This window comes from Haloarcula halophila (assembly GCF_029278565.1).
GTDB classification, from domain to species: domain Archaea; phylum Halobacteriota; class Halobacteria; order Halobacteriales; family Haloarculaceae; genus Haloarcula; species Haloarcula halophila.
On record NZ_CP119559.1, the window covers coordinates 2,688,667 to 2,702,575 of the forward strand.

General features: G+C 67.1%; 14 protein-coding genes. 11 read left to right on the plus strand and 3 right to left on the minus strand.

Going from position 1 to position 13,909, the window contains the following annotated elements:
• Positions 1-20 precede the first annotated feature (20 nt).
• The 6 genes from P0204_RS14145 (at position 21) to icd (ending at position 6,620) form a co-directional block, all read left to right on the plus strand.
• Positions 21-938 (plus strand): GAF domain-containing protein, encoded by a 918-nt coding sequence (locus P0204_RS14145; protein ID WP_276180339.1) that lies wholly within the window; start codon positions 21-23, stop codon positions 936-938.
• A complete protein-coding gene (locus P0204_RS14150; RefSeq protein WP_276180341.1) occupies positions 935-1,612 on the plus strand; it encodes a DUF7504 family protein in 678 nt (225 codons plus the stop codon). Before P0204_RS14145 ends, P0204_RS14150 begins: the two co-directional genes overlap by 4 nt.
• A gap of 115 nt (positions 1,613-1,727) precedes the next feature.
• On the plus strand, positions 1,728-2,312 hold the full coding sequence (locus P0204_RS14155) for a YqaA family protein (protein ID WP_379801845.1): 585 nt from the start codon (positions 1,728-1,730) through the stop codon (positions 2,310-2,312).
• Positions 2,313-2,415: 103 nt separating this feature from the next.
• A complete protein-coding gene (metG, locus tag P0204_RS14160; protein WP_276180343.1) occupies positions 2,416-4,530 on the plus strand; it encodes a methionine--tRNA ligase in 2,115 nt (704 codons plus the stop codon).
• Positions 4,531-4,581: 51 nt separating this feature from the next.
• A complete protein-coding gene (locus P0204_RS14165; protein WP_276180345.1) occupies positions 4,582-5,277 on the plus strand; it encodes a hypothetical protein in 696 nt (231 codons plus the stop codon).
• Between the two features lie 80 nt (positions 5,278-5,357).
• Complete coding sequence (icd, locus tag P0204_RS14170) at positions 5,358-6,620, plus strand: isocitrate dehydrogenase (NADP(+)) (protein ID WP_276180347.1); 1,263 nt, start codon at positions 5,358-5,360, stop codon at positions 6,618-6,620.
• Between the two features lie 63 nt (positions 6,621-6,683).
• On the opposite strand, the gene P0204_RS14175 is transcribed toward icd, so the two are convergent.
• Entirely contained in the window at positions 6,684-7,487 is an 804-nt protein-coding gene (locus P0204_RS14175) for a hypothetical protein (protein ID WP_276180349.1), read from the minus strand.
• A 46-nt stretch (positions 7,488-7,533) separates the two neighbouring features.
• Entirely contained in the window at positions 7,534-7,872 is a 339-nt protein-coding gene (locus P0204_RS14180; protein ID WP_276180351.1) for a cupin domain-containing protein, read from the minus strand.
• A gap of 87 nt (positions 7,873-7,959) precedes the next feature.
• Here P0204_RS14180 and P0204_RS14185 point away from each other — a divergent pair, with 87 nt between their 5' ends.
• Both P0204_RS14185 and P0204_RS14190 read left to right on the plus strand, forming a co-directional pair.
• On the plus strand, positions 7,960-8,484 hold the full coding sequence (locus tag P0204_RS14185) for a DUF5817 domain-containing protein (RefSeq protein ID WP_276180353.1): 525 nt from the start codon (positions 7,960-7,962) through the stop codon (positions 8,482-8,484).
• Positions 8,481-8,828 carry a hypothetical protein gene (locus P0204_RS14190; protein WP_276180355.1) on the plus strand — a complete coding sequence of 116 codons (348 nt, stop codon included), beginning with the start codon at positions 8,481-8,483 and terminating at the stop codon, positions 8,826-8,828. The genes P0204_RS14185 and P0204_RS14190 overlap by 4 nt, the downstream gene beginning before the upstream one ends.
• A gap of 6 nt (positions 8,829-8,834) precedes the next feature.
• Here the strand turns inward: P0204_RS14190 and hmgA are convergent, their stop codons facing one another.
• Positions 8,835-10,046 (minus strand): hydroxymethylglutaryl-CoA reductase (NADPH), encoded by a 1,212-nt coding sequence (gene hmgA / locus P0204_RS14195; RefSeq protein WP_276180357.1) that lies wholly within the window; start codon positions 10,044-10,046, stop codon positions 8,835-8,837.
• Positions 10,047-10,299: 253 nt separating this feature from the next.
• Here hmgA and nadA point away from each other — a divergent pair, with 253 nt between their 5' ends.
• Genes nadA through nadC form a run of 3 tightly spaced genes read left to right on the plus strand, consistent with a single transcriptional unit; the run spans position 10,300 to position 13,831 of the window.
• The gene (gene nadA / locus P0204_RS14200) at positions 10,300-11,436 is read left to right on the plus strand and encodes a quinolinate synthase NadA (RefSeq protein ID WP_379801846.1); all 1,137 of its coding nucleotides are present in this window, start codon (positions 10,300-10,302) and stop codon (positions 11,434-11,436) included.
• A gap of 2 nt (positions 11,437-11,438) precedes the next feature.
• Positions 11,439-13,025: an L-aspartate oxidase gene (locus P0204_RS14205; protein WP_276180362.1), complete on the plus strand. Its 1,587-nt coding sequence runs from the start codon at positions 11,439-11,441 to the stop codon at positions 13,023-13,025.
• Positions 13,025-13,831: a carboxylating nicotinate-nucleotide diphosphorylase gene (gene nadC, locus P0204_RS14210; protein WP_276180364.1), complete on the plus strand. Its 807-nt coding sequence runs from the start codon at positions 13,025-13,027 to the stop codon at positions 13,829-13,831. Before P0204_RS14205 ends, nadC begins: the two co-directional genes overlap by 1 nt.
• Positions 13,832-13,909: the final 78 nt, after the last annotated feature.

Sequence of the window (13,909 nt, forward strand, 5' to 3'; positions counted from 1 at the left end):
AACTCTCACCCAGGATTCGAATGACAGACCGCATTCTCTGTGTCGACCCGGACGAGGGTGTTCGTGCCGACACTGTCGAGACGATCCGGTCGGAACTGGATGGGTTCGATTACAGCGTCGAAACGGCGGCGACACTCGGCGATGCGGAGGCCGCACTGACCAGGGAGACAGCCGCGATCATCACCGAGTATACACTTCCCGACGGGACGGGGTTCGATCTCATCAACACGGCCAGAGAGCGGTGTCCGGACGCAGGCTGTATCCTCTACACCGAGACCGACCCCGACACGATCGACACCGACGAACTCCGCGGGTCGATCACGGAGTACGTGGGCAAGGGGTCGGTGTTCGGGGCCGAACGGCTCGTCGAGTTGCTCCGGACGACGATCGAGTCGCGGACCCAGAACACGTATCCGGTCCCGCAGAACGAGGCCGAGCGGATCGCCGCCCTCCGCTCGTACGACCTCGACGACGAGGAGTTACTCTCCTCGCTGGACCGGATCACCGACCTCGCGGCCACACACTTCGACGTCGATCAAGCGTCGATCAACATCATCAGCGAACACAGCCAGGAGTTCCTGGCCTGCTACGGCGGCGCCGAGGACTGGGAGACGATGGACCGCGAGGACTCGATCTGTACGTTCACGATCCTCGAAGACGACGACGTCATGACCGTCGAGGACGTCACCGACGACCCGCGGTTCGAATCCCGGAGTGACTCGCTTCTCGAACTGGGTATCCGGGCGTACATGGGTGCGAACCTCGTCACGAGCGCAGGCCTGGTGATCGGGCCGTTGTGCATCTACGACGACGAACCACGCTCGTTCTCGCCGGCCGACGAGGCGTACCTCCGGGACCTCGCGTCTGTGGCGATGGATCTCATCGAGTTACGTGCCCAGGTCGATGCGAACCAGGCCCTGGAGGGGAGCCACCGGTGAGTTCCGAGAGCGACTCGGCGTACGGGTTCGGCGACGGTGTGCCACTCGAACCGGTGGCACCGGGGACGACAGTGCTCGTCGCCGGCCCGGCACTCAGCCGGACCGAGGACCTGGCACGTTCGATGGTCACCGACGGGAACAGCGCCGGCGAAGGGGCGCTGTACATCTCGACGAACAAGACACACAAGAAAGTCCTCGACGCCTGCCGACAGACCCATCCGTCGCTCGACACCGACATGGTGGGTGTCATCGACTGTAGCGGACAGGAGATCGGACAGTCACCACCCGGCGTGAACGTCAAGTACGTCTCGACCCAGAGCGATCTGACCGGCATCGGGATGAAGTTCTCGGCACTGTACGAGTCACTGTACGCCGACGCGACGGGCGGTCGCGTCCGGACCAGTCTCATCAGTCTCTCCTCGCTGTCGATGTACGTCGACCTGCGATCGCTGTTCCAGTTCGCACAGACCCTCTCGGGCCGTATCGACAGTGCCGACGGGCTCGGGGTGTTCGCGATCGATCCCACGACCCACGACACGAAGACGGTCAACACGCTGAGCCAGGTCGCCGACGGCCGGATCGAGGTCCGGGAGAGCGACGACGGGGACAACGAACTCAGGGTCCGTGGCCTCCCGGACCAACCGACCGGCTGGCACCCGTTCACACTGCCGTAGTCGATCGGTCGCCCCGTCGGCAGCGCCAGCGGTCCGCAGATCGTTCGCGGGGAGTATTGTGGACTACGGAGAAAACATACCAAGGTTTAGAACCCCCTGATTGCTATGGGGGGGTGTGGACCTGGTAGCGCCCCTCCACGCGATGATAATCTTCGCGGCCGACTGTACGTCGTCGGGAACGGCTCTGTCCCCGTTAGAGGAGGCAGTCTGTACCGCGACGGGGCCGACGGGGCTGGGCATCATCGGACTCTACTCGTTTCTGATCGCGTTCATCCTCCCCTTGCCGAGCGAGGTCGTCCTCGTCCCCGCCGAGACGCTCCGCTTGGGGCTGTCGACGACGGGGAACATGGCGGTCATCATCGTCGTCAGCGCGTTCGGGAAGGCCCTGGGGAGTCTCTTCGCCTTCCACATCGGACAGGAGGCAAAGGAGTACGGCCCGCTGGTCCGGTGGATCAAGCAGTCCAGGTTCGACATCATCGAGTGGTCCGAGAAGAAGACGATCCAGATCGCGAAGAAGTACGGCTACGTCGGCCTCGCGCTGGCGCTGTGTGTCCCCTTCTTCCCGGACACGCTGTCGATCTACGCCTTTACCGTTCTCGAAGAGGACTACCTCCGGTTCGGCGCGGCGACGTTCGCTGGCAGCGCGGGTCGTCTGCTGGTCACGCTGGGACTGGCCGGCGGGACGCTCGCGCTGTTGTAGTACGGGTGGCGTCGTCGCGTTCACTCACGACCGACGCGGCCAATACACGACGGCGCGCCCGGAAACCGCCCCCCTTTTGACCCGTGGGCGGCACACACCGGGTATGAGCCACGACGAGTTCCCGACGGATCAGCCGGCGGTGGTGACCTGTGGGTTGCCCTACGCCAACGGCGACCTCCACGTGGGCCACCTCCGGACCTACGTCGACGGGGACGCCCTCTCGCGTGCCCTGCGTCGTATCGGCCAACAGACTGCCTTCGTCAGTGGGTCGGACATGCACGGGACGCCGGTAGCGGTCAACGCCGCCCAGCAGGGCGTCGAGCCCCGCGAGTTCGCCCTGGAGTACCACGAGACCTACGCCGAGACGTTCCCGCGGTTCAACGTCGAGTTCGACAACTACGGGCACACCGACGACGAGACGAACACCGAACTCACCCAGGAGTTCGTCCGTTCCTGGATCGACACCGATCACGTCCACGAGAAGGAGATCCAGGTCGCCTGGGACACCGAGGAGGACCAGCCACTCCCCGACCGCTTCGTTGAGGGGACCTGTCCGTACTGCGGCGAGCAGGCCCGCGGCGACGAGTGCGACGAGGGGTGCCAGCGCCACCTCGAACCCGGCGAGATCGAGGACCCCGTGAGTACGATCACGGGCAACCCCGCGGAGTACCGCGAGCGGGAACACAAGTTCCTCCGCCTGGCGGACTTCCAGGAGTACCTTCAGGGATATCTCGATCGCCTGGAGGGGACCGACAACGCCCAGAACCAGCCCCGCGAGTGGATCGAGGGCGAGCTACAGGACCTCTGTATCACCCGGGACATGGACTGGGGCGTGGATTACCCGGGCGAAGACGGCGAGGACCTCGTGCTGTACGTCTGGGTCGACGCGCCCATCGAGTACGTCGCCTCGACGAAACAGTACTCCGAACGGGTCGGTGCCGACGAGTACGACTGGGAAGACGTCTGGAAACTCGACGGCGACGCCGAGCACGGCACCGAGTGGGAGGCCGACTGGAGCGCGGACAACGGCGAGATCATCCACGTCATCGGCCGTGACATCATCCAGCACCACGCCGTCTTCTGGCCGGCGATGCTGCGGGGTGCGGGGTACAACGAACCCCGGACGATCCTGGCGACCGGTTTCGTCGGGATCGACGGCAAGGCGCTCTCGACCTCCCGGAACCGCGCCGTCTGGGCCGACGAATACCTCGACGCGGGCTTCCACCCCGATCTGTTCCGGTACTACATCGCCACCGGCGCGGGCCTGGAGATGGACGTCGACTTCTCCTGGGACCGCTTCGCCGAGCGGGTCAACGGCGAACTGGTCGGCAACGTCGGCAACTTCGCCTACCGGTCGCTGCTGTTCGCCCACCGGAACTACGACGGCACGCCCGAGGCCGCGGTCAGCGACGACGTCGAGGCGCGCATCGAGGACGCGATCGAGACGTTCGAGACCGCCGTCAGGGAGTACGACATCCGATCGCTGGCCGAGGTCGCGATCGAACTGTCGAACTACGGCAACGAGTACATCCAGCGCAACGAGCCCTGGAACCTGGTCGGCGAGGAACCCGAGGAAGCGGCACAAGTCATCCGGGACTGCGTGCAGTTGACCAAGGCCGTCGCCGTCGTCATGCAGCCGGTCATGCCCGGGAAGGCCGAGCGGCTGTGGGGCCAACTCGGCGAACGGGGTTCCGTGGCCGACGTGACCCTGGAGACGGCGCTTTCGGAACCGCCCGCCGAGTTCGACGAGCCCGTCGAACTGTTCGAGCAAGTCGAGGACGACCACATCGAGGCCCTCCAGGAACAGCTCCAGCGTCGCGTTGAGGCTGCGAGCGAGGACGGCGGAGACGACAGTGAGAGCGACGCCGAGGAGACGGTCGACCTCGAACCGCTTGTCGAGGAGCGGATCGGCTTCGAGGACTTCGAGGGGATCGACATGCGCGTCGGCGAGATCGTCACCGCCGAGCCGGTTGAGGACGCCGACAAGCTCCTCCGCCTGGAGGTCGATATCGGTCACGAGGTCCGCCAGGTCGTCGCCGGCCTCGCGAAGCTCCACGACGTCGAGGAGCTTCCGGGGACGCGGGTCATCTTGCTGGCCAACATGGAGAAAGCCGAGCTGTTCGGTATCGAGTCCAACGGGATGGTACTCGCTGCGGGCGACGAGGCCGACCTGCTGACCACTCACGAGGACGCGCCGCTCGGCACCCGCATCCAGTAGCCCCCTGCCGGAACCTGAACCCCTTTCTCGGTGGCTGCTCCCGTGTCAGCCATGCCGATGTACGCCCGCGACGAGGCGACCGAACCCCGGATCGTCGACCGCTTTCCCGACGGCGTCGGCTGGCAGGCCCACCCCGAAGAAGGCGGCTGCCGGACGAGCCACGCGATCCGTGACGACGACGGCGGCGTCTGGCTGCTGGACCCGCTGGACGCGCCGGACGTGACCGACGTGTACGCCGATCTCGGCGAGGTCGTCGGCGTGGCCGTCCTCGCGGACTATCACACTCGCGACGCGGCGGCGTTCGCCCGACGCCACGACGTTCCGGTGACGGTCCCGACGGGGTTGAACCGCGTCGTCGAGCGGCTGGACGTGCCCACACGCCGGGTCACGAACTCGCTCGCGGACTTCGAACTCCGGCGGTTGAACCCGCTGCGGGCCTGGCGCGAGACCGTCGCCTACCGGGAACGCGACGGGACGCTGTACGTCCCCGACGTTCTCTCGACCGGCGAGTCGTTCACCGTCGGGAACGAACGGCTGGCGATGAACCTCTTTCTCCGGCTGTCCCCGCCTCGGGAGCCGTTCGCCGACCTCGACCCCGAACGGGTGCTGGTCGGTCACGGCACCGGTGTCTTCGAGGACGCCGGGGATGCGCTGGAGGACGCCGTCGGAAACGCAAGACGCCGGTTCCCGCGGGCGCTCGTTTCGAGTGGCCCGCGGGAGCTGCTGGCGATGCTCGACGCGCTCTGAGGAGCACGTTCGTGTGTCTCACGTTACCGTTCTTGCAGCAAAACGGCAATCCTTTAGGCCACAGTATCGATGCCGGAGATATGGGATACGATTACGACAAAGTAGAGGTGCCCGACGAGGGCAACCCGATCGAAGTCACAGCGGACAACGAACTCGACGTTCCCGAGAACCCGATCATCCCCATCATCCACGGGGACGGGATCGGGACGGACGTCGGTCCCGCCGCCCAGAAGGTCCTCGAAGCCGCCGCGAACGCGACCGGACGTGACATCTCCTGGATGCGCGTCTACGCCGGCTCCTCGGCCCGCGAGATGTACGACGAGAACCTGCCCGACGACACCGTCGAGGCGATCAAGGAGTTCAACGTCGCCATCAAGGGCCCGCTGACGACGCCCGTCGGCGCCGGGTTCCGTTCGCTGAACGTCGCACTGCGGAAGACGCTGGACCTCTACGCCAACGTCCGCCCGACCTACCACCTCGACGGCGTCCCGTCGCCCGTCAAGAACCCCGGCGAGATGGACATGGTCACCTTCCGGGAGAACACCGAGGACGTCTACGCCGGCATCGAGTGGGAAGCCGGGACCGACGAGGTCCAGGAGGTCAAGGAGTTCGTCGAGGAGGAGATGGGCTTCGACAACACGATCCACGACGGCTCGGTCGGCATCGGCGTCAAGCCGATCACCGAGTTCGGGACCAAGCGCCTGGTCCGCGAGGCCATCGAGTATGCCCTCGAAGAGGACCGCGATTCGGTCACGCTGGTCCACAAGGGCAACATCATGAAGTTCACCGAGGGCGCCTTCCGCGACTGGGGCTACGAGGTCGCCGAGGAGGAGTACGGCGAGGACGTCATTACCGAGGACGAGCTGTGGGACGAGTACGACGGCGAGGCCCCCGAGGACGCGCTGGTCGTCAACGACCGCATCGCCGACAACATGCTCCAGCAGCTACTGACCCGGACCGACGAGTACGACGTCATCGCGACGATGAACCTCAATGGGGACTACATGTCCGACGCCGCCGGTGCACAGATCGGCGGCCTCGGCATCGCTCCCGGTGCGAACTTCGGCGAGGCCCGCTGTCTCGCGGAGCCGGTCCACGGCTCGGCCCCGAAGTACGCCGGCGAGGACAAGGTCAACCCGACCGCGATGATCCTCTCGGGTCGCCTGATGCTCGAATACATGGGCTGGAAGGACGCCGGCAAACTCGTCCGTGACGCCGTCGAGGAGACCATCTCCAGCGGCGACGTCACCTACGACCTGGAGCGCCAGATCGAGGGCGGCACCAAGCTCTCGACCTCCGAGTACGCGGACAAGGTCGTCGAGAACATCGAACAACTCTCGTAGAGAGCCGCCTGGCTCTCCCCGTGAGCATATCGAGACGCTCCCTACTCGACCCACGATTTTTCGTCACTCCTCGGTCGACAGCGTCGCGTTCGCGACCCACGCCGGCCGGTCGATCGTCGTCGTCCCCTCGTCGGTGACGCGGGTCTCCCGGACGACGCGGACGTCGTGGCTACCGAGTGTGGCGTCGTAGCCGACCCGTTTCGCGACGACGGTCCCGTCCGAGCGGACCCGTAACTGGACGCTGACGTTCGTCGGATGACTGACGAACAGCGGCCGGATGAGTCGCTCGCGGTCGACGAACTCCGAGCCGGCCAGGACGACGTCGCCGTCGGATTCGTGGCGTGTGACGGTCACGTTGACCGCACCGAGTACGGCCTCGATCCGTTGGTGTGCGGTGAGATCGGTCATCGGGTCGCCGTTCTCGGCGAGCCACATGTGTAGCGACTGGCGGCCGGTCCGCTCCTGGTGTCGGGTCGCGACGACGGTCCCGTTGGTCCAGTAGTCGACTCGCGTCGTGAGCCCGGCGCTGGGGTACTTGGTAGTGTTCTGTGAGAAGTAGCCGCGGTAACTGGTCGCGTTTGTCGCGACCTGCCGTGAGCGGTTCGTCCGGCGCAGTATCTCCCCGTCCGCATCCACGATGTACTGACGCGTCGTCAGCGTGTAGCTCGTCGTCCGGAGCGCTCCTTCGTGGGAGCGAGCGAGGACATTCGGCTCGATCGCCCGCTCGGAGACGCCGGGTGGGTACGGTACCTCGTCGGTGGGGATCGGTGCCGGTGTCACCGGCTCGTTCGCACCCTGTGCGCTGAACCCGCTACAGCCCGCAAGCAGTAACGCGAGGCCGACGATCAGGAGCCCGAGCCGTCTCATCGAGCCGACTTAGGGATACTCCTACAAACCAGTAGTGGCCCGAGTCTCAGCCACGCCAGTCGGGGTCGATCCGGGGCGGACTGAACACGTCGATACCGGTCACTGGCTCGTCGGTCCGGTTCTCCACCCGGTGGGGTTCACCGCCGGGGATGACGTAGGAGTCACCCGAACTGACGACGGACTCCTCGCCGTCGATGAAGAACGTGAACGCGCCACTGACGACGAAGCCGATCTGCTCGTGATCGTGGCTGTGTTCCGGGACGACGGCGCCGGGTTCGATGTGGAACTGCTGGGCGCTCATCCGCTCGCCGACGACCAGTTGCGTCAGGTGGACGCCATCGACCGCCTCGACAGTCTCGCTGGCTGCCTGGGAAACTTCCTCCATGTCCCGGCGATCGATAGCGACCGGCCTAAATCCAGGGGTCGACGGGCCATCCGAACGTTCAATCGGACGCGGGCCTAACCTCCGACCATGTACGCCGTCGTGGGGTGTAGCGAGTGCAGCGCCCTCTGGATCGTCGAGGGCGAGCAGGCGACGAGTCAGTGTCCCCGCTGTGGGTCCCGCCGGCAACACGACAAGCGCCGGCGGTTCGTCGAGACCGACGACGAGGCCCACGCACGGGAGGTCAGGGCCTCGATGCTGGCGAACCGACAGGGCCACGGCGACGCCTTCGCCGACCTGGACTCGGTCGCGGAGATGGAGCGCCGGGTCGAGGATGCCGGGGTCGACGACGAGACGTACCTCGAACGGTCGGGCGTCGACACCGACAGCGTGGCGGCGGCCGGCGACCGCGCGGAGACGGGTGCCGGCGGGGGACAGTCACGGAAGGAGACGGTTCTGGCGGCACTCCGGTCGCTCGACGCGCCCAGCGAGGACGAGGTCGTCGCCTACGCCCGGGAGCGGGACGTTCCTCCCGACTACACGCGGACGGCGTTACGAAAGCTCGTCAGGGCCGGCGAGGTCACCGAGTCCCGGGGGCGCTACCGACTCCTATGACGACGACGCTCGATCTGGAACCAGGGCCGGTCGCGGTCGGGAGCCTCGTCGGGCTCTCCGGACTGCTCTTCCTGGTGACGCCGCTGGTCGGTCCGGTTCCGATCGGCGGGCTGTCGGTGAGTCCAGTCGCGCTCTCGGCCGTCGCGTTGACCGCCGGGTTCACGCTCGGGACGGTCGTCTTCGCTCGCCGCGGGCAGCGCCTGTTCGCGCTCGCCCACGGCGTGTTCGCGGTCGCCTGGGCGCTGCTGGTCGCGGGGCCGTTGCTCGGCAACGGGGACCTGCTGCTCGCCGGCGTGGTCGTACTCGTCGCCGGCGTCGGGTTCCTGGTGAGCCAGTCGCGGTAACCGCCGTCAGCGCCCGAGTTCGGCGTGGGCCGAGGAGAGATGCCGGGACGACAGCGCCGCCAGCAGGGAGAGCTCGCCGGCCAGGACGCCGGCGGCGATGACCTCCGCGAGCGCGTCGGCGTTGCTCCCCGGCGGGTCGCCGCCGCCGCCGTAGCCGACTACCTCCAGCGCCTCCGACTGGGTCGGCAGTCCCGTCCCGCCGCCGACGGTTCCGACCTCCAGCGAGGAGAGCGTCACCGAGGCGTACAGCCCGTCATCGCGGGCGTCGACGGTCGTGATGGTGTTTGCGCCCTCGACGACCTGGGCGGCGTCCTGGCCGAACGCGAGGAAGGCCGCGGCGATCACGTTGGCCGCGTGGGCGTTGAACCCCAGCGCACCGGCCTTCGCGGAGCCGACGAGGTTCTTGCGGGTGTTTGCCTCGACGATGGCGTCCGTGGTCGTGTCGAGGCGCTGCTGGACCTGCTCGTGGGGGAGGAGGACATCCGCGGAGACGGTCCGGCCCCGGCCCTCGATGGCGTTGATCGCCGCGGGTTTCTTGTCCGAACAGAGGTTGCCCGACAGCGCCACCAGTTCGGCCGGTGTCTCGCTCTCGACGACCTCACAGGCGGCCTCGGTCGCGATGGTGGCCATGTTCATCCCCATCGCGTCCTTGGTGTCGTAGGAGAACCGCAGGAAGACGTTGTCCCCGACGGTGTAGGGGGTGACCTCCTGGAGTTCGCCGTGGCTCGTCGTCCCCTCGGCGGCCGCGGCCAGTCGGTCGACGTGGTCCCGGACCCAGGCCGAGACCTCCCCCGCGGCAGCCACGTCCTCGACCTTGAACACCGGTGCCCGTGTCATCCCGGATTTCAGGACTCGTGCGGTTGCGCCGCCGGCAGTCCGGATGGCCGAGACGCCGCGGTTGACCGAAGCCAACAGGGCTCCCTCGGTCGTCGCCAGCGGGAGGTAGTGCTCGCCGTCGGCCGCCCCGCCGTCGACCGGCAGCGGTCCGACGACGCCCATCGGGACCTGTGCGGTCCCGACCATGTTCTCGATGTTGCTGTCGGCCTCGCCAGCGTCGAAGCCGTAGTCGCCGACGGTCGAGAGGTCGGCACCGGTTTCCGCGGCGAGGAGACGCCGGCGGGCCGTGGCGGCCGTGTCCGGGTCGGCGTGGTCTTCGAGTTCGTACAGGCGGAGTTCACCCTCGCGGACGCGCTGTGCGAGGGTCTCGGCGTCGGTCATACAGGGGCGGTGGCGGGCCGCACCCCTAACAGTTGCTCTTGTCGGCCGTCACTCACCCGCTCCCGTCGCCTCCGGTCCCACTGACTGGCTGTCCGGTCCGTTCTCGATCCGGAGACTGGTACTCGTTAACATAAAACAAAACCCATCAATTGCCGATATACAACTCATTGTTTCCCTCAGTAGCCAGTATCGAAGGCAAAATTTTTTCAATACACAAGTCCGAACCATCTAGTAGCCACAGGATACCGTACCCATGCCACAGATGGAAACAGCTACGTTCGAAACGGATCTCAGTCTCTTCAAATACGACAACCTCGAACAGCTTCCCCCGGAGTACCGGGAACTGGGCGAAGACGAGCGGACGGAGCGGATCGAAGCCGCTCTCGACGAACTCGGTGACGACGTGGTCGTCCTGGGCCACAACTACCAGCGCCGGGAGATCGTCGAACACGCCGACTTCATCGGGGACTCCTACCAACTCTCGAAGGAGGCCGCGGCGGCCGACGCCGACTACGTCGTCTTCGGCGGTGTGACGTTCATGGCCGAATCCGCCGACATCATCACCGACGACGACCAACAGGTGATCCTTCCGTCGATGGAGGCCTCCTGCCCGATGGCCGGGATGGCCGAGGCGCTCCAGGTCGACGCCGCGTGGGCGGAACTGACCGCGGCGCTCGACGACGACGAGGAGATCGTCCCCATCACGTACATGAACAGCTACGCCGATCTGAAGGCGTTCTGTGCCGAACAGGGCGGGCTGGTCTGTACCTCCTCGAACGCCCACAAGGCCTTCGAGTACGCCTTCGAGCACGGCGACAAGGTGCTGTTCCTGCCGGACAAACACCTCGGCGAGAACACGGCTTACCGCCTGGACATGGCCGACGAGATCGTCGAGTGGGACCCCTGGGACCCCGAGAGCACGGACGCCGAGGCCGCCGTCGAGCACGACGTCATCCTCTGGGAGGGGTACTGCCAGGTCCACGAGCGGTTCCGCGAGTCCCACATCGAGGCTATCCGCGCCGACCATCCCGACGCCAACGTCATCGTCCACCCCGAGTGTCGCCGCGAGGTCGTCGAGGCCGCCGACGTGGCCGGCTCGACGGCTGATATCTGCCAGGCTGTCGAGGCGGCCGATCCCGGCGACACCTGGGCGATCGGGACCGAGATCCACCTCACCCACCACCTCCAGCGGTGGTACCCCGAGGTCGAGGTCCTCCCGCTGTGTGGGGACGCCTGCATGGACTGCAACGCCATGCGCCAGATCGACCCGAACTACCTCGCTTGGGTGTTGGAGGAACTGGTTGCGGGCCGTGAACGCAACGTCATCGAGGTCCACCCCGAGGAGAAGGAACTGGCACAGGTCGCACTCGACCGGATGCTGGAGATCTGACCATGACCGACCACAATACTACCGACGTGCTGGTCGTCGGCTCGGGCATCGCCGGGCTGGCGGCAGCACTCGCGGCCGCTCGTGAGGGCAGCGACGTGACTGTCGCGACGAAGGCGACCCGTCCGGAGGGGGCCTCCTCGTGGTGGGCACAGGGCGGTATCGCCGTCTCCCGGGACACGCCCGAGGCGTTCAAACGAGACATCGTCACCGCGAGCGACGGGACGGCAGACCCCGAAGCCGTCGACGTGCTCGTCGAGAACGCGAACGAGGCCGTCGAGGACGTGTTACTGGAGACGCTGGCCGTCGAGTTCGACCGCGTCGAGCCGTGTTCGACGGACACGGACGAGCGGGCGTCGACGGCGCCCGCGAGTCGCTCGAACCTGGACTACGCCCGCGAGGCCGCCCACAGCGAGGACCGCATCCTCCACGTCGACGCCGCCACTGGCAAGCACATCCACGTCCCCTTCCTGAACTACCTCGACGACCACGACGCCGTCGAGATCAGGGACGACACCGCCGCGCTGGACCTGATCCGCCACGAAGGTCGGGTCCACGGCGCGATGCTAGAGTCCGACGGGGCCGTCGAGCCCTGGTACGCCGGCAGCGTCGTCCTGGCGACCGGTGGCATCGGCGAACTCTACCCGCGGACGACCAACCCCGACGACGCCACCGGTGACGGCATCGCGATGGCAGCCCTGGCCGGGGCCGAGGTCGCGGACATGGAGTACGTCCAGTTCCACCCGACCGCCTGCGTGGTCGGCGAGTCGGACGACAGCGACGAGTCGGGCAACGACGCGGTCGCCTTCCTGGTCAGCGAGGCCGTCCGCGGCGAGGGCGGCCTGCTGCGAAACGGCGACGGCGACCGGTTCATGCCCGACTACCACGAGGACGCCGAACTGGCTCCCCGTGACGTGGTCGCCCGTGCGGTGAAAGCCCAGCGGGAGGCCACCGGCGACGTCCGACTGGACGTCTCTCCGCTCGCCTTCGCAGAGGAATTTCCGGGCCTGGCCGACCGCTGCGAGGAGTACGGGATCGACTGGACCGACGGCATCCCGGTCGCGCCGGCCGAACACTTCCTCTGTGGCGGGATCGCCGTCGACGACCGCGGCCGGACGACGCTCGATCGGCTCTACGCCGTCGGGGAGTGTTCCCGCACGGGTGTCCACGGCGCGAACCGACTGGCCTCCACGTCGCTGCTGGAGGGGCTGGTCTGGGGGTTGCGCGCCGGCGAAGACGCCGCCGGGAACGCGATCCAGCCTATCGAGGCCCCGGACCTGCTCGAACGGGACCCGGACCTCCCGGATAGCTTCGCTCGCGAGAAGTTCCACCGGCTACGCCGGGTGATGGACGAGTACGTCGGCGTCGAACGCGACCCCGCCGAACTGGGGCGGTCGATGGCCGTCTTGCGCCGCCTCAAGGGCGAGGTCGACGCCTACGTCCGGACTCGGACCGCCCGGTCGCTGTACGAACTCCGCAACGCCAGCGTCACGGCGCTGTTGGTCGCCCGCCACGCGGCCGAGAACGACACCAGCGTCGGGACCCACAACCTCACGGCGGCCGACGAGCCGCCGGAGCCGACCGCCGACTGATGCTCACCGACGCCGATGTCGAGCGCTGGCTCCGGGAGGACGTGGGCCACCACGACGTCACGAACCACGTTCCGGGTGAGACCGAGGGACGACTCGTCGCGAAGGAGTCCGGCGTCGCCGCCGGCCTGGAGGCTGCGACGGCGGTGTTCGACTATCTCGGTGTGGCCGTCGAAACGGCGGTCGACGTTGGTGAGCGGATCGATCCCGACGATGTCGTCCTGCGGACCGACGGCCCCGCTCGCGAGACGCTGCGCGGCGAGCGGGTCGCGGTCAACCTCGTTGGCCACGCCTCCGGTGTGGCGACGACGACCCGACGGGCCGTCGAGGCCGCCCGCGCGGTCGACGGCGACGTACGGATCGCCTGCACCCGCAAGACGACGCCCGGGCTGCGCGGGATCGAGAAACGGGCGGTCGTCGCCGGCGGCGGGGACACCCACCGGCTGGATCTCTCGCATACGGTGATGGTCAAGGACAACCACGTCGCCGAGATGGGACTAGAGGATGCCGTCGATCACTTCCGTGAGCGTGCGTCCTTCACGACGAAGCTCGAAGTCGAGGTCGAGACGCCGGCAGCGGCACCCGAAGCGGCCGCGGCCGGCGCGGACATCGTCCTGCTGGACAACATGTCGCCGACCGAGACAGAGCGTGCCGTGGACCTCGTCGACGACCCTGTGTCGACCGAAGCCAGCGGTGGGATCACCGTTGCGGACGTTCCCGACTACGCCGGGACTGGTGTCGACGTGATTTCGATGGGTGCGTTGACTCACTCGGCACCGACGCTCGACCTCTCCTTTCGGACGGGATAACCGAGGCTGACGGTGCCGGCAGTATCACGCGGGACCAGTATGTTTATCAGAACCATCCGGTAAATTCCACATAGAGCA

Excerpts from the sequence above, each read along its gene's own strand:
- P0204_RS14145 (WP_276180339.1), top strand. The coding sequence starts at position 21 with ATGACAGACCGCATTCTCTGTGTCGACCCGGACGAGGGTGTTCGTGCC.
- metG (WP_276180343.1), top strand. The coding sequence starts at position 2,416 with ATGAGCCACGACGAGTTCCCGACGGATCAGCCGGCGGTGGTGACCTGT.
- P0204_RS14165 (WP_276180345.1), top strand. The coding sequence starts at position 4,582 with ATGCCGATGTACGCCCGCGACGAGGCGACCGAACCCCGGATCGTCGAC.
- icd (WP_276180347.1), top strand. The coding sequence starts at position 5,358 with ATGGGATACGATTACGACAAAGTAGAGGTGCCCGACGAGGGCAACCCG.
- P0204_RS14175 (WP_276180349.1), bottom strand. The coding sequence starts at position 7,487 with ATGAGACGGCTCGGGCTCCTGATCGTCGGCCTCGCGTTACTGCTTGCG.
- P0204_RS14180 (WP_276180351.1), bottom strand. The coding sequence starts at position 7,872 with ATGGAGGAAGTTTCCCAGGCAGCCAGCGAGACTGTCGAGGCGGTCGAT.
- P0204_RS14185 (WP_276180353.1), top strand. The coding sequence starts at position 7,960 with ATGTACGCCGTCGTGGGGTGTAGCGAGTGCAGCGCCCTCTGGATCGTC.
- P0204_RS14190 (WP_276180355.1), top strand. The coding sequence starts at position 8,481 with ATGACGACGACGCTCGATCTGGAACCAGGGCCGGTCGCGGTCGGGAGC.
- hmgA (WP_276180357.1), bottom strand. The coding sequence starts at position 10,046 with ATGACCGACGCCGAGACCCTCGCACAGCGCGTCCGCGAGGGTGAACTC.
- nadA (WP_379801846.1), top strand. The coding sequence starts at position 10,300 with ATGCCACAGATGGAAACAGCTACGTTCGAAACGGATCTCAGTCTCTTC.
- P0204_RS14205 (WP_276180362.1), top strand. The coding sequence starts at position 11,439 with ATGACCGACCACAATACTACCGACGTGCTGGTCGTCGGCTCGGGCATC.
- nadC (WP_276180364.1), top strand. The coding sequence starts at position 13,025 with ATGCTCACCGACGCCGATGTCGAGCGCTGGCTCCGGGAGGACGTGGGC.